Source organism: Streptomyces sp. NPDC091416, from assembly GCF_044756845.1.
GTDB lineage: Bacteria > Actinomycetota > Actinomycetes > Streptomycetales > Streptomycetaceae > Streptomyces.
In genome coordinates this window covers 419,960-438,698 of sequence record NZ_JBIVTU010000004.1, presented here as the reverse complement: position 1 = coordinate 438,698, position 18,739 = coordinate 419,960, and the positions used below count along the sequence as shown (strand labels likewise).

Here is an 18,739-nt window from a genome sequence, read left to right as displayed (position 1 = left end):
CGGTCATAGCGTTCAGCTGCGTCAGGAAGACCGGCGCGCATCCACCCCACGCACGGAGGATTCCGAATGAAGCTCGCCGCACCGGTGCCCGGCGGTCCCTGCTGGATCGAGCTGAGCACCTCCGACCTTCCGGCGGCCAAGTCGTTCTACACGGCCCTCTTCGGCTGGCAGTGCGAGACGGATCCGCGCGACGAGGCGGGCGGCTACACCACGGCGCATCGGGGAGACGCCCGGGTCGCGGCCCTCAGCCCCGTCCACCGGCCGGGGCAGCCACCCGCGTGGACGGTGTCCTTCGCCGTCGGGGACGCGGACGCGACGGCACGGAAGGCGACGACTGCGGGCGGTTCATTGCTGGCCGGCCCGATGGACGTGTTCGAGGAGGGCAGGTTCGCCGTCCTGGCGGACCCGTCCGGGGCGGTGTTCTCGCTGTGGCAGGGGCGCGCCTTCGCCGGCGCCGACCTGTTCAACGAACCGGGCGCACTGGGCTGGACGGAGCTCGCCACCCGTACGAGCGAAATGGCGCTCGCCTTCTACCCGGACGTCTTCGGCTGGACGGTCAAGGCCTCGGAGACCTACCCGCAGTGGGGTGTCGGCGGGGAGGACTTCGGCGGCCTGCTGGCGATGGACGAGAACATCCCGTCCGAGGTGCCGCCGCACTGGCTGCCGTACATCGCCGTCGCGGACGTCGACGCGACGGCGGCCACCGCGCTGAGCGGAGGCGGCGACCTGCTGATGCCCCCGGCCGACATCGCGAGCGCCCGCAGGATCGCGGTGGTGCGCGACCCGCAGGGCGCCGTGTTCGGCATCTACCGGGCGGGCGACGAGGGCTGACCGCCGGACGTACGGTCGGCGGGCGACGAGGGATGACTGCCGGACGTATGGCCGGCGGGCGCGAGGGATGACCGCCGGACGTACGATCCGGCCGCGACGGCGGCGCGCCGCGAGCGCCTGTCACCGCCGACACTCCTGCCGCCCGGGGCGTGCGCCGGTCCGACGAGGAGGCCGGGCCCGGGCGGAACGCCGGCGTCAGCCGCTCTGCTCGTCCGTCACCTGCACGTGGTCCCCGATACCGACCACGAGGACGCGCGTACCCGGTTCGATCGGACGCCAGCGGTGGACGAGGCCGCCCGCGCAGTAGAGGGTGTCGCCCCGCTCCAGGCGGTAGAAGCTGCCGTCCGCCTCGACCTCCGCCGAGCCGTCGGCGACGTACAGGATCTCGTCGTTGCGGTGCCGGAACTCACGGCCCCAGTCGTGGTCCCCGGTGAACTCCAGCGCGTGCAGCCGCTGGTGACCGCGGACCAGCGGCCGCATCCGCCCGTCGCCCTCGCCCTCCGCACCCGTCTCCCGCACGGAGGCGGAGGTGCCGCGCACCACGTCGACGGGGCGGGGCGCCTCGGCGGTGGAGAGCAGCTGGACCGCGGTCGTGTCGAGCGCGTCGGCGATGCGCTGGAGCGACCCCATGCTCGGCCGGGAGCGGCCGTTCTCGATCTGGCTGAGGAAGGGGGTGGAGAGCCCGGCCCGTCGCGCGACCTCGGCGAGGGTCAGTTCCAGGGCGCGGCGCCGTCGGCGAATCCCCGGGCCGACCAGGGGGGTGTCCGCCTCGCTCATCTCATCCACTCCGTGTCCCTGCGTGCCGCACGCCACAGGCGGCGGGGCAGTGAGCAGCCTACCGGGCCGGTTAACCTCTTAAGTCCCACCTAATAAAGTTAACCGGGAGGACCGATCCATGCCCCTCGTGGACCAGAACCAGCGACGGCGACGCGGTACCGGGCTCATAGCCCTGGACGAGGACGCCAGCTACGGCGGATACACCCTCTTCGCCCCGCTGACGGGCGGCGGCGAGGTGTATCTCATCGACATGCGCGGTGACGTGGTCCATCAGTGGAACCTCCCGTACCGGCCCGGCCGGCACGCCCGGATCCTGCCCAACGGCAACCTCGCCTACAGCGGCGTCCTCCCGGACGAGCCGGCGCTCTTCCCCATGTGGCACAAGTACCGCGGCGGGATCATGCAGGAGATCACCCCCGACGGCACGGTGGTGCGCGAGCACCGCGACCGCTTCCAGCACCACGACGCGTACCACTACGGCGACGGCAGGCTGCTGTACGCCGCGCTGGAGCCGCTGACCGGCGACGCCGCGGCCGCCGTCCGGGGCGGGGTGCCCGGGTCGGAGCCCGACGGCACGGTCTGGGCCGACACCATCGTCGAGGTGGACGCCGAGGGCAACACCGTGTGGGAGTGGAAGGTCTCCGAGCACCTCGACCGCGAGGCCTTCCCGCTGCACCCCGACTACGCGCGCGAGCACTACCCCCTGATCAACAGCGTGCTGCCGACCAGCGACGGCAACATCCTGGCGAGCTTCCGCTCCGTCTCCGCCGTGGTCGTCATCAGCCGCGAGAGCGGCGAGATCATCTGGCGCAGCGAGCCCGGCGTCGTATCGCAGCAGCACTGCCCGACTGAGTTGGAGAACGGCAACTTCCTGGTCTTCGACAACGGAGTCTTCCGGCCGCACTGGGACGTTCCGTTCAGCCGGGTCATCGAGATCGAGCGGTCGAGTGGCACCATTGCGTGGGAGTACCACGACCCGGCACGCGAGTCGTTCTTCGCCCCGTTCATGGGCAGCGCCCAGCGCCTGCCGAACGGGAACACGCTCGTGACGGACTCCCCCGCGGGACGCCTCTTCGAGGTGACCGAGGACGGCTACCTGTGCTGGGAGTACATCGTGCCGTTCTTCGGCGGCTACCAGGAAGAAGAAGTGCGCAAGCTGTTCCCGTCCGAGCCCAACGCCGTGTTCCGCTCCTATCGCTACTCGGCCCGGGAGCTCCCCTGGCTCGACGTCCCGAAGGGCTGAGCCGGACCATGGCCTCCTCCGCCCCCGATACGGCCGCCCCGGCCGTCCCCGCCGCGCCGGCCCCTTCCGTCGCGCCGGTCGACGAGCGGCTCCCGCTCCCCCGGCTGGTCCCGCTCGCGTTCCAGCATCTGCTGGCCGGGGTGGCCGCCCCCGTCTCCTCGGTCATCCTGATCGGCACCACGCTGTCGCTCAGCGCGTCCCAGACCGCATCGCTGCTCAGCGCCACGCTGGTGCTGTGCGGCATCGGCGCGCTGCTCCAGTCGCTGGGCGTGAAGGCTCTGCGGATCGGCGCCCGGCTGCCGTTCCTGATGCTTCCGGGCGGCGCGGCGGTCGCGATCTTCCTCCAGGTCGCCAAGGAGCACGGACCGGCCACCGCGTCCGGTTCGGTACTGATCGCGGCGGTCTTCCTGATCGCCGTGCTGCCGCTCTACGGGCGCCTCGTGCGGTTCTTCCCGCCCCTGGTCATGGGCACCACCGTGGTCCTGATCGGGATCAACATGATCAAGATCACCGCGCCGATGATCGCCTCCGGACCGGGGCTCGGCTTCGCCACGCTCGGCATCACCGCACTGTTCTTCCTGTTCATGCGCGGTGTCTGGCGGCAGATGTCGGTGCTCTTCGGCCTCGCGGGCGGCACGCTCGTCGCCGCGTTGACCGGTACGGCGTTCCACATGGCGCACGGCAGCCCGTTCGCCCTGCCCGACCCGTTCCCGTACGGGACGCCGCACTTCGACCTGCTGGCCGCCGTGCCGCTGCTGGTCTTCGCGCTCGCCTCGCTGGCGGAGGCGACCGGGCAGACCGTTCTGAACAGCGAGGCGGTGGGCCGGACTCCGGACGCGGCGCGTGACGTGCCGCGGATCTCCCGCGCCGACGCGGTCACCTCGCTGGGCGCCGGCGTCTTCGGTACGTCGTTGATGGTGACCAGCGCCGAGAACATCGGGATCGTGCAGCTCACCGGCGTGCGCAGCCGGTTCGTCACGGCGGGCGCGGGCGTGCTGCTGATCCTGTGCGGACTGATCACGCCGCTCACCCGGCTGCTCGCCGCCATTCCGGAGCCGGTGGTCGGCGCCGCGGGGCTGATCATCTACGCGGTGATCGCGACGATGGGGTTCGGCATGCTCAGCCGTGAGAACCTCAGCCACGGCACGAACGGCATCGTGGTCGCCCTGGCCCTCTGCGTCGGTCTGCTGCCGGTCTTCGCGCCCGAGATGTACGCGGGCCTGCCGGTGTGGGCGCGGACCGTCTTCGGCAGCGGTGTGGCCGCCGGGGCGCTGGCCGCGGTGATTCTGGCTGCGGTGTTCGCCCGGCTGGGACCGCCGGACAGCGGTCCGCCCGACCGCGCGCCGCAGTGACGGCAGTGCCCGCAGCAACGGCATGGAGACGCCCGCGCCCCTCGACGAGGGGCGCGGGCGTCTTCGCGTCCCGGGTGTGCCGGGATACGCGCCACAGGGGCCTTCGACAGAACGGCCCCGAAGATCCGCGCCGGGGCGCATGCCCGATCTGTCGCGTGCGTACTGAAGACGGTAGAGAGGTGGTTGTCGTCGGGCGAGGGGAAGTACGGACGTGGATGTGTATGAAGCTGTGGACAGTCGCCGGGCTGTGCGGGCGTTCAGCGGCGAGCCGGTACCCAGAGAGACACTTGAGCGTGTGATGGCCACGGCGGCGCGGGCCCCGTCGAGCGGGAACCTCCAGCCGTGGCATGTGTATGTCGTGACCGGCGAGCCCCTGGCCGAGCTGAAGAGGCGCGCAACGGCCAGATCTCTGGCGGGAGACCCGGGGGACGAGCGGGAGTATCCGATGTACCCGGCCCAACTGGGCTCGCCGTACGTGGACCGCTTCTCCGCCGCTGCTGCCCAGCGGTACGAAGCGCTGGGGATCGAACGTGACGACCCCGAGAGGCCCATGAAGATCGCCGCGCTGAACACGGAGGCGTTCGGGGCACCGGTCGTGCTGTTCTGCTACCTCGACCGGGCGATGGGGCCCGGGCAGTGGGGGGACGCAGGAATGCACTTGCAGACGGTCATGCTGTTGCTGAGGGCGGAAGGACTGCACAGCTGCCCCCAGGTGATGTGGACCATGTACCGCCGGACCGTCAGCCGGATCGTCGGAGCCGATGACGGGCTCGTGCTGTTCTGCGGCGTGTCAGTGGGATTCGAGAAGGAGGGCGTGCCGCGGCTACGCACCGGGCGCGCCGACGTGGCAGAAACAGTGAGCTTCGTCGGAGGATGACCGGGAGTGCCGGTCCGGCGTCGGCCGGGATCCCCGCAACCCGTGGTGCGGACAAGCGGTGGGTTTCGGAGACACCCGCGTTGTTCCGCCGTCGGCGGAACGGCGTCCGGACCGGGCTCGACGATCGCTACGGTCCAGTCCCATGACGACGATGACGACGCGGACGGTCGAGTACCCGGCCGACGGTTTGACGATGACCGGGCACCTCGCGCTCCCGGCCGGTGTCGACCGCAGGCCCGCGGTGCTGATCGGGCCGGAGGGCATGGGGCTCAGCGACGTCGAGCGCCGCCGGGCCGACGCACTCGCCGAGCTGGGCTACGTGGCGCTGGCCTTCGACCTTCACGGCGGGCGCTATCTGGGTGACCCCGCGGAGATGCTGGCCCGTTGCATGCCACTGCTCGCCGATCCCGACCGCATGCGGGGCATCGGCCATGCGGCGCTCGACGTGCTGCGCGCCGAGCCGCGGACCGACCCCGACCGGATCGCCGCCATCGGCTACGGCACCGGGGGCGCCATCGGGCTGGAACTCGGACGCGACGGCGTCGGCCTGCGCGCGATCGGCACGGTCAACGCGACCACCACGGGCCGACCGGGCGAGGCGGCGCGCATTCGCTGCCCGGTGTGGGCCGGGGTCGGGTCGGAAGACCCGATCATGCCGCCCGCGCAACGGAACGCGTTCACCGCCGAGATGCAGGCCGCGGGCGTCGACTGGCGCCTCACGGTCTACGGCGGCGCCCTGCACGCCTTCCACCATCCGCCGGTCGACCACCCCACAGTCCCCGGCGTCGGCTACCACCCACGGCACGCACAGCGCGCCTGGCGCGACGTCGTCGACCTGCTCGCCGAGTGCCTGCCCGTGGCGGAGGATCTGCCGGCATGACCCCGTGAGCCTGCTGGTGCGCCCGCCCGCTCGCGCGACGCATCCGCCTGATCCCCGGAGCGGTAGGCCCGTCCCGGCACCGACTCGGTCGCCGGGCAGGCCGGCTTCGAGCGACTGCGCTGCACGTCGCCGCACCCGAATCCGAACGGATCGGGGATACCGGGCCGTTCCGTTGCCCTTGGGCGCCTGTCCCGGTCACGCCCCTGCGCGGGTGCGGGGCTCAGCCCAGACCGCGGGCGTCCTGCTTGAGGGCCGTGTCCACGGTCAGGGCCGTCGCCACCACGAGGCTCAGCAGCGGCTCGGGCAGCTGGTAGTGGATCTGCAGCACGTAGTTGTCCGCCGTGGTGAACATGGTCTTCGCGAGACCTTCCCAGGTCTTGGTGATCCGGGCTATCTCGGCCTCGTTGTGGTCGACGATCGCGAAGTTCCAGGCCCGCCAGTTCTCCGCCTTGATGGCACCGACCTGCCGGCCGTCGACCATGATCGCGAAGTTGATCTTGCCGATGGCGTTCTGCTGGACGATCTCGCCGACCAACTGCCCGTCGGGGCGCTGCACGATGACCTTGGACTTGATGAACTTCGCCGGTCGCGTCAGCAGCAGCTGCGGCTGACCGTACGCGTCGCGGATCTCAAGGCGGTGGGTCAGGTACTGGTCGATGCTGCTCACGAAGCGCAGCACCTTGCGCATCGCGCTCTGGCCGACCTGGATGACCGAGCCGATGGTGTTGCCGTGCTGGTCGAAGACGCTGTACTCGTTCGTCAACTCGATCAGCTTGGCCTTCTGGTTCACGACCAGGACCTGCTGGTTGAAGAGCGTGCCCGCGCCGGGGACCCCGCCCTGCTGCGGCATGCCCTGCTGCGGAACAGCGGCGGGCTGGTGCTGCTGGGCCTGCTGGGCCTGCTGGGCCTGCTGGGCCTGCTGGGCCTGCTGGTGAGCCTGGGCCGCCTGCTGCTGATGCTGCTGCTGCGGGGCCTGCTGCGGCTGGTGGTGCTGCTGCGGGGCCTGCTGCTGCGGAACCTGAGCGGGTGCCTGGGCCTGCTGCTGTCCGCCGGCCGGATTGGTGTGCTCGGTCCACTGGGAACCGTCCCAGTAGCGCAGCAGCTGGGGGGCGCCGTGCGGATCCGGATACCAGCCCGCAGATACGTTCGAGTGCGTTGTCACCGGGGCACACTATCCTGGCGCGCCCGGAGCGGAACCCCTTCCCCCGGGATCCACAGGTTCGCCGGTCCGGGTGCCGCTGCACCGATCCGGGCCCCGCACTCATTGAAACTTCACACACCGATACGATGCCGGGATGAACTGGCTGAGCGAACGCACGGACCGGCGGCGGAGTACCCGCGCGTCCGTGGTGCTCGGCTGGGTGGTCGTCCTGATCGCCCTGGCCTCGTGCTGCTGGCCGACCCCCGGCGCCTCCGCTGCCGCGCATGACGGCCTCGCCCCGGCGTTCGCGCCCGGGATCACGCTCGCCGTTCAGATGCCGGCGGAGCGGGTCGTGGTGGCCGACGCCCCGCGCGATCGCGGAGCCGGCAGTTCCTGTCACGGGGCGTCGGAGCACTCGGCCGCCGTCATGGTGCCCGGCCAGCCTGCTCCGGCGGCCCTCCCGACCGTCGCCGTGCCTCTCCCGGCGGCCCCGCTCACCGGCGCCGCCGCCATCCGCGGCCCGTCGAACGAGGCCGTGGGCGCTGTGGACCGTCTCCTTCTCCAGGTTCAACGGATCTAGGGCCGCTCGTTCGCATCATGCCGGGCTCACAGGGTCCGGCCTGATCCGAGCGGAAAGTCCCCAGGGCGCGACCGCTCCCGGACACCCGAGAGCGCTCCCGCATGTCCGCACCCCCTCCGCGTCACGAACCGAAGGACCCACCATGGCCTCCGCCAAGAAGCAGAACACCCCTGCCGCCGCCCGCCGCGCCAAGCTGGACGAGGCCCGCCGCAAGGAGCGGATCCGCGAGCGCCGCAGCCGCATCATCACGATCACCGCAGCCGTCGTCGTCGTGGCCGGCCTCGTCGCCGGCGGCGGCTACCTGATGAACGAGGCCGACGAGCAGGAGAAGGCCGAGACGGCCGCCAAGTCCTCGCCCGTCGAAGGTGAGAAGAGCTGGGACAAGCTCACTCAGGAGCACGTCCAGAAGAAGGTCGACTACCCGATGAACCCGCCGGTCGGCGGCGACCACAACCCGGTGTGGATGAACTGCGACGCCGATGTCTACAAGGAGGAGATACCGAAGGAGAACGCCGTCCATTCGCTGGAGCACGGCGCGGTCTGGGTCACGTACACCAGCAAGGCGAGCGCGGCCGACGTCAAGGCGCTCGAGAAGAAGGTCGAGGCCACGCCGTACTCGCTGATGAGCCCGGTGGAGGACCAGGGGTCGCCTCTGATGCTCAGCGCCTGGGGCAAGCAGCTGGCCGTGAAGAGCGCCTCCGACGCCCGCGTCGCGCAGTTCTTCACGAAGTACGTCCAGGGCCCGCAGACCCCGGAACCGGGTGCCGCCTGCTCCGGCGGGATCGCCAAGTGACGTCCCCGGCCCGTGCGTCACGGCCGATGGCGCTGGCCGGCGGGGCAGTGCTGCTGCTCGCTCTCGGTCTGGTCGCGCTGATGCTCGTACGTCCCTCCTCCTCGGCCCCGTCCACCGCGACGTCCGCCGCGGCACCCGCCGAGGCCTCGGCCGATGTCGGATTCGCGCGGGACATGTCCGTCCACCACCAGCAGGCCGTCGAGATGTCGTTCATCGTCCGGGACCGCACCTCCGACGTGGCGGTGCGCCGGCTCGCGTACGACATCATCAACACCCAGGCCAACCAGCGCGGCATGATGCTGGGCTGGCTGGAGACGTGGGGCCGCGCGAAGAGCTCTCCCGGCCCGCCCATGGCGTGGATGGGCCATACCGTCACGCCGCGGGACGGCGCGCTGATGCCCGGCATGGCGACCGACACCGAGCTCGACGCGCTCCGCGCCGCCAAGGGCCGGGACGCCGAGGTGCGCTTCCTGAAGCTGATGACCGCGCATCACCGGGCCGGGGCGGAGATGGCCCGGGCGGCCGCCGCCGCGGCTGGCACCGACGAGATCCGCAACCTGGCCTCGGGCATGGTCCTCGGGCAGCGTTCGGAGATCGCGCTCATGGCCGACATGCTCAAGGAGCGCGGGTCCACGGCCTGAGTTCCACCCCGGTCCGGCTGCCTCCGCGAGCGGCCGGACCGGGACTTCGCGACCGTACTGGCGTACGGGATCGCATAGGCTCGGCACCGATATGAAGAGCAACCTCACGCCGCTGGGGCCCAAGGCCGACAAGGACACCGTCCGGCGCAGCAACCTCAGCCTCGTGCTGCGGGCCGTCCGTGACGAGGGCGAGGGTGAGGCGACCCGGGCCGGAGTCGCCGCGCGGGTGGGACTGACCCGGGCCGCCGTGTCCTCGCTCGTCGAGCAGCTGCTCGACAGCGGGTTCCTCACGGAGTCGGGCAAGACGTTCAGCGGCCAGGCAGGCCGGCCCGGAACCGCGCTCAAGACGGCCCGCACCGGGCCTGCCGGGCTCGGGGTCGAGGTCAACATCGACTATGTGTCGGTGGTGGTCGTCGATCTGGCCGGGACCGGTCGGGTCCGGCTCACCGAGCATCTCGACAACCGGGGCGCGCCGCCCGCCGAGGTGCTGGCGCGGGCGGCCAGGATCGCCGCGCGCACCCTGGACTCGGCCCGGGAGCAGGAGCTCTTCCCGGTCGGCGTGGCACTGGCACTGCCCGGTCTGGTCTCCGGCGGCTCGGTGCGTCAGGCACCGAACCTGGGCTGGAACCAGGTACCCGCCGAGGAGCTGTTCGCCGCCGCTCTGGCGGCCGAGCGCCCCGGTCACGAAGCGCTGACGGTGAGTTCGGAGAACGAGGCCAATCTGGCGGCGCTGGCCGAACTGTGGTTCGGCGGGCTCGGCCGGATCCGGACCTTCCTCTATCTGACCGGGGAGATCGGGGTCGGCGGTGCTCTGGTGGTCGACGGCGAGCTGCTGCGCGGTGCGCACGGCTTCGCCGGGGAGATCGGGCACGTGGTGGTGGACTCGGAGGGGCCGCAGTGCCGGTGCGGGTCGCGAGGCTGCCTGGAGCAGTACGCGGGCCAGGCGGCGCTCCTGCGGTCGGCGGGGATCGAGGAGGGCGGCAGCGGGATCGGGGTCGCCGAACTGGAGCGGCGCACCCGGGCCGGGGACGAGCGGGCGGTGGCCGCGGTCGCGGACGCGGGCCGGATGCTGGGACGGGTGCTGTCGGGGGCGGTGAATCTGCTGGACCCGGACGCGGTGGTGCTCGGCGGGGTCTACCGCAACCTCATGCCGTGGCTGGCACCGCCCGCCGACGAGGAGCTGACGGGCCGGGTGGTGTCGGGGCTGTGGACCCCGGGCAGCGGCCGGCTGCGGGCCTCGTCCGTCGCGGGTGACGCGGCGCGGGGCGCGGCGGCGCTGGTGATGACGGATGTACTGGCCGACCCGGTGGCGTACGCGGGGCGGCCGACCGTCTGAGCGTGTGCGGGGAGGGGGAGGGACGCCGCGCGTCCCTCCCCCTCCCCGTATCCGTTCCGTTCCCGTTCCGCGTGCGGTCAGCGGACGCCGAGCAGGTGGTCCATCGCCAGCTGGTCCAGCGCCTCGAACGCCATGCCGCGCTCGGCCGCCGCGGTCACGTCGAAGTCCTCGAAGGCCGAGCGGTCGGCCAGCAGGCCCGCCACGCCGTCCTCGGCGGTGCGCTGTGCCAGCTCGTCCAGACGGGACGCGCGCAGCGCCTCCTGGACCGCGGGGTCCGCACGGAACGCGGCGGCGCGCTCCTTGAGGATCAGATAGTTGCGCATGCAGCCCGCGGCCGAGGCCCAGACGCCGTCGTAGTCCTCGGTCCGCGGCGGCTTGAAGTCGAAGTGGCGCGGGCCCGCGTAGTCCGAGTTCTCCAGGAGGTCGACGAGCCAGAAGGCCTGGCGCAGGTCGCCGGCGCCGAAGCGGAGGTCCTGGTCGTACTTGATGCCGGACTGGCCGTTGAGGTCGATGTGGAAGAGCTTGCCCGCCCACAGGGCCTGCGCGATGCCGTGCGCGAAGTTCAGCCCGGCCATCTGCTCGTGACCGACCTCGGGGTTCACGCCCACCATCTCGGGGCGCTCCAGGCGCTCGATGAAGGCGAGTGCGTGGCCGATGGTGGGAAGCAGGATGTCGCCGCGCGGCTCGTTCGGCTTGGGCTCGATCGCGAACTTCAGGTCGTAGCCCTGCTCGGTGACGTAGTCGCCCAGCAGGTCGAAGGCCTCCTTCATGCGGTCGAGCGCGACCCGGATGTCCTTGGCGGCGCCCGACTCGGAGCCTTCGCGGCCGCCCCAGGCGACGTAGGTGGTGGCGCCGAGCTCGACGGCGAGGTCGATGTTGCGGAGCGTCTTGCGCAGGGCGTAGCGGCGGACGTCGCGGTCGTTGGCGGTGAAGGCGCCGTCCTTGAAGACGGGGTGGGTGAAGAGGTTCGTCGTCGCCATGGGAACGACCAGACCGGCCGCGTCCAGCGACTGCCGGAACCGCTTCACGATGCCTTCGCGCTCGGAGTCCGTCGAGCCGAACGGGATCAGGTCGTCGTCGTGGAAGGTGACGCCGTACGCACCGAGCTCCGCGAGGCGCTGGACGGAGTCGACCGGGTCGATCGCCTTCCGGGTGGCGTCCCCGAACGGGTCGCGGCCCTGCCAGCCCACGGTCCACAGGCCGAAGGTGAACTTGTCCTGCGCGGTGGGCGTGAAGCGATCCGTCATGGTCCTGCCGCCTTCGGTGCCATGGGTCCGCAGCCGGTCGAACGGCCGAACCTCAATTTGTTCACTGTCATGACTAATCATGCACGGACCACCCCGGCGACGTAACCCCCCGTCCAGGAAAATCCTCGGCGGCCCCTGTTCCGGAGGGGTTCCGTCGCGTAATTTGTTCACCGTACGATCAAATCCCGGCGGAGCAAGGGCCCGCAGTGCGAGGATCCGCGGCCGGGAACCACCTGAACCAGAGATCGAGGTCAGCCATGCCGCCGCATGAGGTCGTCATCGGTGTGGACAGTTCCACCCAGTCCACCAAGGCGGCGTTCGTCGACGCCGCCACCGGCCGGCTGCTCGCCGTCGGGCGCGCTCCGCATGTCGTCACCGGCGAGGGCGGAGCCCGCGAGAGCGATCCCGAGGTGTGGTGGCAGGCGCTGCGCGACGCGGTCGCCGCCGGACTGAAGGAGTCCGGGGTCGCCGCCGGCGCCGTCACCGGGATCGCCGTGGCCGGACAGCAGCACGGGCTGGTCGTCCTCGACCGTGCGGGGCGCCCGCTGCGCCCCGCCCTCCTGTGGAACGACACCCGCTCCGCCCCGCAGGCCGCCGCGCTCACCGCGGCCCTGGGCGGCGCCGACGCCTGGACCGCGCGCACCGGTTCGGTGCCGGTGGCCTCGATGACCGCGTCGAAGTGGCAGTGGCTGCGGGAGAACGAACCGGAGACCGCCGCCGCGACCGCCGCGATCCGGCTCCCCCACGACTTCCTCACCGAGCGCCTCTCCGGCCGCGCCGTCACCGATCCGGGCGACGCGTCCGGCACCTGCTGGTACTCCACCGCGACCGGTTCCTACGACCCGGAAATCCTCGCGCTCCTCGCCATCGACCCGGCCCTGCTGCCCGAGGTGGCGTCGAGCGGGGCGGCGCGCGCCGGTTCACTGACGGCCGAGGCCGCGGACGCGCTCGGCCTGCCAGCCGGGATCGCCGTCGCCGCGGGCACCGGGGACAACATGAGCGCCGCCGTCGGCCTCGGGCTCGGCGGTGCCGGACTCCTGGACCACCCCGTCCTCAGCCTCGGCACCTCGGGCACGGTCTTCACCGCGTCCCGGACCCGTCCGGCCTCCCCCGCCCTCGCCGGATTCGCCGCGGCGGACGGCACATACCTGCCGCTGGCCTGCACCCTCAACTGCACGCTCGCCGTGGACAAGGTGGCCGCGCTGCTGGGCCTGGACCGAAATGACGCGGCGCCCGGCGGCGAAGCCGTACTCCTGCCCTACCTGGACGGCGAACGCACCCCGGACCTGCCCACCTCGGCCGGCCTCCTCACGGGCCTGCGCCACGACACCACCCCGCAGCAACTCCTGGGCGCCGCCTACGAGGGCGCGGTCGTCACCGTGCTGCGCGCACTCGACGAACTCCTGCGGGCCTGCGGGCTCGACCCGGACGACCCCGAGGTGGCCGGCCGGCCGCTCCGGCTGATCGGCGGCGGCGCGCAGGGGCGCGTGTGGGTGGAGACCGTGCGCCGGCTCTCCGGGCGGCCGGTGTCCGTGCCCTCCAGCGGGGAACTGGTCGCGCTGGGCGCCGCCGCGCTCGCCGCGGCCGCGGCCACGGGTGCGGACCCGGTCGCGATCGCGGCCGGCTGGGACACGGGCGAGGAGACGCACCTGGAGGCCGTCGAGAGGGACGTCGCCACCTGGGAGCGGGTCGGCTCCGTAATGGAACGGGCGGCAACCCCCTTGCTGGGAGCCGAACCACCCGTCCGGCCCGGCCGCTGAACCCACCGGTCGAGCTGACCCTCTGTCATGTCCCGTCGCACGCCGCACACAAGCGCGTGCGACGGCCATCGGCCGTTTTGGATAGCGAACTGATGTTCACTACTATCCGGCGATGATCATAAGAAGAAGGCTGACGGCCGGGGTGGGCGTTCTGCTCGCCACCCTGGCCGCCGGGCTCGGCTCGGCGCTGCCCGCCTCGGCCGATGAAACCCCCGCCACCGCCTCCCCCAAGGTCGAGCTGGTGCTCGACGTCAGTGGCTCCATGCGGACCCGCGACATCGACGGCCAGTCCCGGATGACCGCGGCGAAGCAGGCGTTCAACGAGGTCCTGGACGCGGTTCCCGAGCAGGTCCAGCTCGGCATCCGCACCCTCGGCGCCGACTACCCGGGCGACGACCGCAAGGTCGGCTGCAAGGACACCAAGCAGCTGTACCCGGTCGGCCCGCTGGACCGCACCGAGGCCAAGACCGCGGTCGCCACCCTCGCCCCCACCGGCTGGACCCCCATCGGCCCGGCCCTGCTGGGCGCCGCCGACGACCTGGAGGGCGGCGACTCCACCCGCCGGATCGTGCTGATCAGCGACGGCGAGGACACCTGCGGCCCGCTCGACCCCTGCGAGGTCGCGCGTGACATCGCGGCGCGCGGCATCCACCTGGTCATCGACACCCTCGGCCTGGTGCCGAACGCGAAGATCCGCCAGCAGCTCACCTGCATCGCGGAGGCCACCGGCGGCACGTACACCGCCGTCCAGCACACCGATGAACTCTCCGGCCGCGTCAAGCAGTTGGTGGACCGGGCGGCCGCACCCGTCGTCACCCCGGTCGCGACCGAGGGCGCCGGCAGCTGCACCGACGCCCCGCAGCTCAAGCCCGGCCTCTACACCGACCGCGAGAAGCTCGCCGAGCACCGCTGGTACCGCGTCGACGTGCTGCCCGGACAGGAACTGCGCGCCTCGGTCAGCGTGTTCGCCGACCGGGCCGTCAACAACGACTACGGCATGCTGCTGCGTGCGGTGACCGTGCACGGCCGGGAGATCGTCCGAGGTTCCGAGTCCGGTACCGGACGCACCGACGCCATCTCGTCCGGGCTGCGCTACCCGAAGCCCGAGCTGGACACGGACGGGGACGTGAAGCCGGCCGCGGAGACCGTCTGCCTGCAGGTCTCCAACTCCTTCTCCGCTCCCGCCTCGGTGAAGACCGCTCCCGGCATGCCGGTCGAGCTGACGATCGACCTGGTGGACGCCCCCGACGCGGCGGACGACGCCGCGGCGTTCGGTCTCGGGCGCGGCTGGTGGCTGCTGGGCGTGCTCGTCCTGACCGGACTGGTCGCGGGCCTGCTGACCGGCTGGATCTCGCGCTGGCGCTTCGCCGTCTGGAGGACCCACTGATGTTCCGTACGAGACGCGTACTCGCGGGCGCGCTGCTGACCGGCCTCGCCCTGCTGACCGGGGCGGGTGCCGCCGTCGCGGACGACCCGTCGCCGAGCCCGAGCGCCTCCGGTGACGGATCGGGCCCCACGGAGGCGGGCACCACCTTCCGTACCGCGACGGCGATCCGGCCGGACCAGCTCGCCACCGCGGGCGCCTCCACCGGCGACTACCTGTACTGGGTGTTCCCGGCGGACGCCGGACAGCGGGCCACGGTCAAGGCGAAGATCACCCTCCCCGAGACCGCCACCCGGCACGGCGCCTCGACCTGGCAGGTCGATGTGTACGACGGGCTGCGCCGCCGACAGGCCTGCATGTACGGGAAGCAGACCGGCAAGGCCGCGGCCGATGCCGCCACGGTCGAGCTCACCTGTGTGCTGCGTACCGTCAGGGCCTGGTCCGAGCCGTGGGCCAACGACCCGCTGCCCGGCAGCTACTACGTCCGCCTCACGGTCGTCGACCTGCCCTCGGCGGACCTCGGCCTGCCGGTGCGGACCGAGGTCGAGGTCACGGCCGACGGCAGGGGCGGCGCCGCGGATGTCGACGGCACGCTCTCCGAGCCGCTGGTGCCCGGCGTGTCCTCGGTCGAGCAGGCCTCCGACGGGTCGTCGGCCGCCCCGGTCGCCCTCGCGGGCGAGCCCGAGGACGGCTGGGCCTCCGGCTGGTGGACCGATCGCTGGCTGTGGACGGTCGGCGGCGGCGTGCTGGGTGCGGTCGCGGCCGTGTTCGGCTACTCCCTGACGCGCGGCAGCGGCCGCCCGTCCCGGGTTCCGCCGGGCGTCTGACGACCCGCCGTCGGGCGGACCGGGACGACCGGTCCGCCCGACGCGCGGTCAGATGCCCCCGAGTGGCGGCCTCCCGTCACCTCGAAGATCATGGCCCGGTCAGGACCGGCCCGCTCTTCGCTACGGGAGGCCCACCCCGTGTGGCAGTTCTTCGCGGACAATCCCTGGGTGGCGGTGTTCGCCGTCATCACCGTCGGCGCCCTGCTCGGAATGGTCCGGTTCGGCCCGGTGAAACTCGGCGCGGCCGGCGTGTTGTTCGTCGGCCTGCTGGTGGGGGCGCTCGACAAGGACATCGCGCCCGCCGTACCGGCCGGCGTGTCGGCCCTGGGCCTGGCCCTGTACGTGTACACCGTCGGCCTGGAGTCCGGGCCCGCGTTCTTCCGTGAACTGCGCAGCCAGCTGCCGGTGATGGCCGGCGCGGTGGTGGCGCTCGCGATCACCGCCGTCGTGGTCGGCTATGTGGGACACAGCGGCTTCGGGATCAGCGGACCCTTCCTGGCCGGCGGGTACGCGGGCATCGGCACGACCACGCCGGGCCTGGCCGCCGCGCAGGAGGCCTCGGCCGATCCGGCACAGCCCGCGGTCGGATACGCGATCGGCTATCCGCTCGCCGTGGTCATCACCATCCTGTTCATCGCCGCGATCGCGGCCCGCCGCCGCTGGGTGGCACGCCGCGACCCCGATTCCGGACTGCCGCCCGCGCTCGTCACCCGTACGGTCCAGGTGGAGCACGAGACGGCGTGGGACGAGGTCCCGGGCGTCGCGGACCACCGGGTGCTGGCCAGCGAGTACCGCCCGGAGGGCGGCGACGTACAGGTGGCACGGGGACTCGGGCGACTGCGCCCCGGCGACCTGATCGTGCTGGTCGGCGGCGAGGACGACGTACGCACCGCGACCGGGCGGCTGGGCTCCACCGCCCCCGTCCATCTGCTCGACAACCGCCGGACGGTCGACTACCGCCGGGTCCTGCTCACGAACCCCGCCCTCGCGGGCCACACGATCGCCGAACTCGGTCTCGGCGAGCGGTACGGTGCGGCGGTCAGCCGGGTCCGGCGCGGCGATGTCGACATGCTCGCCCACGACGACCTGGTGCTCCAGCTCGACGACCGCGTACGCGTGGTGATGCCGCGCGACCGGATCACCGAGGTCTCCACCTACCTCGGCGACACGGAGACGAAGGTCAGCGAGGTGAGCGCGGTGAGTCTGGGACTCGGGCTCACCCTCGGCTTCCTGATCGCCATCCCCTCCGTCACCTTCGGCTCCACCACTCTCGCGCTCGGGACGGGCGCCGGGCCGCTCGTGATGGGCATGGTCCTGGGCTGGCGGCGGCGCACCGGCCCGCTGGTCTGGACCCTGCCGACCCGGGCCAACCTCACGCTGCGCCAGATCGGCCTGCTGCTCTTCCTCGCGGTCGTCGGCCTCACCTCCGGCTACTCCTTCCGCCAGAACGCGTTCTCCCTGTTCGGTCTGAAGCTGGTGGCCGTCCTGGTGATCGGCGCGGTGGTCAGCTACACGCTGATGGTGCTCGTCGCCAAGGCTCTCGGACAGAGCCGGGAGCGGACGATGGGCCTGCTGTCGGGGTACGTCGGCAACCCGGCGATCACCGCGTACGCCAACAGCCGGGTCACCGACAGCCGCGTCAACAACGGGTACTCGACGCTGTTCGCGCTCGCCATCCTCGTCAAGATCGTCTGCATTCAGCTGATCGTCGGGCTCTGAGTCCGCAGCGGCCGGCGTGCTGTGCCGGCCCGTACGGAGGAGCGCTACGCGGCGGCGAACGGGCCGTCCCCGTCGAACGCCAGGCCGGCGAAGCGTTCGCCCATGCGCAGGTGCGTGGCGGCGTCCGGGTGGAGCTGGTCGGGCAGCGGCAGTTCGGCGAAGTCCTGCTCGCCGTAGAGGCTGCGGCCGTCGAGGTAGTGGAGGTTCGGGTCGCCGGCCGAGCGCTGCGTCACGAGGCGGCTCAGTTCGTCCCGGATGATGTCGAGCGTCAGCTTTCCGGCGGCACGTTCCGCCGGATCGCCCATCGCCGCGAACCGGAGCCTGCCCTCGGCGAGGTTGCTGAAGTCGGGGGCGCTGGGGCCGGGGGTGTCCTCGTGGATGGGGCACAGGACGGGCGAGACGACCAGGAGCGGCGTGGTGGGATGCCCCTCCCTGATCGTGTCGAGGAATCCGTGCACCGCCGGGGCGAAGGCGCGCAGCCGCATCAGGTCGGCGTTGACGAGGTTGATGCCGATCTTGACGCTGATCAGGTCCGCGGGGGTGTCGCGCATCGTACGGGCCGTGAACGGGTCGAGCAGGGCGCCGCCGCCCAGCCCCAGGTTGATGAGGTCCACCCCGCCGAGCGAGGCGGCGTGTGCGGGCCAGGTGGACGTGGGGCTCGCGGCGTCGGAACCGTGGCTGATCGAACTGCCGTGGTGGAGCCATACCTTGCGACCGCTGTCCGGGGCGGGTTCGACGGCGGCGTCGGTGCGCAGGGCGACGAGCTCGGTGGTCTCGTTGTACGGCAGCCAGATCTCGATGTCCTTGGCTCCCTCGGGCAGCCCCGCGAACCGGACGGTGCCGACCGGGCCGGGCCGGGTCTCCATGGATCCGGTCGTCATGTCCACCACGAGGACGTTCCCGCCGCCGGCGTTCGCCTGTCCGGCGAGGCGGCCGTCGACGAGCAGGTCGTACACACCGTCCGGCCGGGGCGGCGCGCCCACGTAGGACGTCCTGGTGCGCAGGGCGTCCACCTCGATGGTGGTGGCGCGGGTGCGGAACACCAGCCGTACGCCGGAGGGCTGGGCCTCCGCCATGGCCAACTGGCCGTCCGCGCACTGCGCGCGCGCCCATGCGGGCAGCCGGTGCGGGCGCAGCCCGTGTGCGGTGTGCTCGATGTCGAGCGCGCCGCGCAGGAGGGCGGCGGTGATGGGGGTGGCGTGCATGTCTCTCCGCCTGTCGCTCGGAACGTCTGGGGGTGGGAGTCGGTGGGGGGATGGGTGTCTGTGCCGGCGGGCCCGCGATCACCGAGGACGCACGGAGGCCGTGGTCAGGGCGCGGGCCCAGCGGGCCGGCGGTAGCCGCAGCCCCA

At 72.2% G+C, this 18,739-nt stretch carries 17 protein-coding genes; 13 read left to right on the top strand and 4 right to left on the bottom strand.

Translation table 11 applies throughout. The features are described from left to right. Positions 1–66: 66 nt before the first annotated feature. Complete coding sequence (locus ACIQMX_RS15455) at positions 67–831, top strand: VOC family protein (protein WP_402478174.1); 765 nt, start codon at positions 67–69, stop codon at positions 829–831. Between the two features lie 195 nt (positions 832–1,026). Here ACIQMX_RS15455 and ACIQMX_RS15450 read toward each other — a convergent pair whose 3' ends face one another. Beyond that, on the bottom strand, positions 1,027–1,608 hold the full coding sequence (locus tag ACIQMX_RS15450) for a helix-turn-helix domain-containing protein (RefSeq protein ID WP_330830301.1): 582 nt from the start codon (positions 1,606–1,608) through the stop codon (positions 1,027–1,029). 118 nt (positions 1,609–1,726) lie between these two features. Between ACIQMX_RS15450 and ACIQMX_RS15445 the strand changes: the two genes are divergently transcribed. The 4 genes from ACIQMX_RS15445 (at position 1,727) to ACIQMX_RS15430 (ending at position 5,960) form a co-directional block, all read left to right on the top strand. Continuing rightward, complete coding sequence (locus ACIQMX_RS15445; protein ID WP_402478170.1) at positions 1,727–2,851, top strand: aryl-sulfate sulfotransferase; 1,125 nt, start codon at positions 1,727–1,729, stop codon at positions 2,849–2,851. An 8-nt stretch (positions 2,852–2,859) separates the two neighbouring features. Next, positions 2,860–4,203, top strand: a complete 1,344-nt coding sequence (locus ACIQMX_RS15440; protein ID WP_402478167.1) for a uracil-xanthine permease family protein — start codon at positions 2,860–2,862, stop codon at positions 4,201–4,203. 211 nt (positions 4,204–4,414) lie between these two features. Continuing rightward, positions 4,415–5,080 carry a nitroreductase gene (locus ACIQMX_RS15435; RefSeq protein ID WP_402478166.1) on the top strand — a complete coding sequence of 222 codons (666 nt, stop codon included), beginning with the start codon at positions 4,415–4,417 and terminating at the stop codon, positions 5,078–5,080. A 142-nt stretch (positions 5,081–5,222) separates the two neighbouring features. Further along, positions 5,223–5,960 (top strand): dienelactone hydrolase family protein, encoded by a 738-nt coding sequence (locus ACIQMX_RS15430; protein ID WP_402478163.1) that lies wholly within the window; start codon positions 5,223–5,225, stop codon positions 5,958–5,960. A gap of 220 nt (positions 5,961–6,180) precedes the next feature. On the opposite strand, the gene ACIQMX_RS15425 is transcribed toward ACIQMX_RS15430, so the two are convergent. Continuing rightward, positions 6,181–7,122, bottom strand: coding sequence for a phospholipid scramblase-related protein (locus ACIQMX_RS15425; protein ID WP_402478160.1), 942 nt, complete (start codon positions 7,120–7,122; stop codon positions 6,181–6,183). A 133-nt stretch (positions 7,123–7,255) separates the two neighbouring features. Between ACIQMX_RS15425 and ACIQMX_RS15420 the strand changes: the two genes are divergently transcribed. The 4 genes from ACIQMX_RS15420 to ACIQMX_RS15405 all read left to right on the top strand — a co-directional run bounded on the left by ACIQMX_RS15420 (position 7,256) and on the right by ACIQMX_RS15405 (position 10,451). Beyond that, positions 7,256–7,681 (top strand): hypothetical protein, encoded by a 426-nt coding sequence (locus tag ACIQMX_RS15420; RefSeq protein ID WP_402478157.1) that lies wholly within the window; start codon positions 7,256–7,258, stop codon positions 7,679–7,681. A gap of 142 nt (positions 7,682–7,823) precedes the next feature. Beyond that, complete coding sequence (locus tag ACIQMX_RS15415; protein WP_363075292.1) at positions 7,824–8,474, top strand: DUF3105 domain-containing protein; 651 nt, start codon at positions 7,824–7,826, stop codon at positions 8,472–8,474. A gap of 26 nt (positions 8,475–8,500) precedes the next feature. Then, positions 8,501–9,115: a DUF305 domain-containing protein gene (locus tag ACIQMX_RS15410; RefSeq protein WP_402478486.1), complete on the top strand. Its 615-nt coding sequence runs from the start codon at positions 8,501–8,503 to the stop codon at positions 9,113–9,115. A gap of 91 nt (positions 9,116–9,206) precedes the next feature. Further along, positions 9,207–10,451, top strand: a complete 1,245-nt coding sequence (locus ACIQMX_RS15405; RefSeq protein WP_363075296.1) for an ROK family protein — start codon at positions 9,207–9,209, stop codon at positions 10,449–10,451. Between the two features lie 77 nt (positions 10,452–10,528). On the opposite strand, the gene xylA is transcribed toward ACIQMX_RS15405, so the two are convergent. Further along, positions 10,529–11,698 carry a xylose isomerase gene (gene xylA, locus ACIQMX_RS15400; RefSeq protein ID WP_402478152.1) on the bottom strand — a complete coding sequence of 390 codons (1,170 nt, stop codon included), beginning with the start codon at positions 11,696–11,698 and terminating at the stop codon, positions 10,529–10,531. A 257-nt stretch (positions 11,699–11,955) separates the two neighbouring features. Here xylA and xylB point away from each other — a divergent pair, with 257 nt between their 5' ends. The 4 genes from xylB to ACIQMX_RS15380 all read left to right on the top strand — a co-directional run bounded on the left by xylB (position 11,956) and on the right by ACIQMX_RS15380 (position 17,388). Continuing rightward, positions 11,956–13,458 (top strand): xylulokinase, encoded by a 1,503-nt coding sequence (gene xylB, locus ACIQMX_RS15395; protein WP_402478149.1) that lies wholly within the window; start codon positions 11,956–11,958, stop codon positions 13,456–13,458. Positions 13,459–13,570: 112 nt separating this feature from the next. Beyond that, on the top strand, positions 13,571–14,845 hold the full coding sequence (locus ACIQMX_RS15390) for a VWA domain-containing protein (RefSeq protein WP_402478146.1): 1,275 nt from the start codon (positions 13,571–13,573) through the stop codon (positions 14,843–14,845). After that, the gene (locus ACIQMX_RS15385; protein ID WP_363075304.1) at positions 14,845–15,669 is read left to right on the top strand and encodes a hypothetical protein; all 825 of its coding nucleotides are present in this window, start codon (positions 14,845–14,847) and stop codon (positions 15,667–15,669) included. The genes ACIQMX_RS15390 and ACIQMX_RS15385 overlap by 1 nt, the downstream gene beginning before the upstream one ends. Positions 15,670–15,807: 138 nt before the next feature. Next, positions 15,808–17,388, top strand: coding sequence for an aspartate:alanine exchanger family transporter (locus ACIQMX_RS15380; protein WP_402478142.1), 1,581 nt, complete (start codon positions 15,808–15,810; stop codon positions 17,386–17,388). 44 nt (positions 17,389–17,432) lie between these two features. On the opposite strand, the gene ACIQMX_RS15375 is transcribed toward ACIQMX_RS15380, so the two are convergent. After that, positions 17,433–18,593 carry an SGNH/GDSL hydrolase family protein gene (locus ACIQMX_RS15375; RefSeq protein WP_402478139.1) on the bottom strand — a complete coding sequence of 387 codons (1,161 nt, stop codon included), beginning with the start codon at positions 18,591–18,593 and terminating at the stop codon, positions 17,433–17,435. Positions 18,594–18,739: the final 146 nt, after the last annotated feature.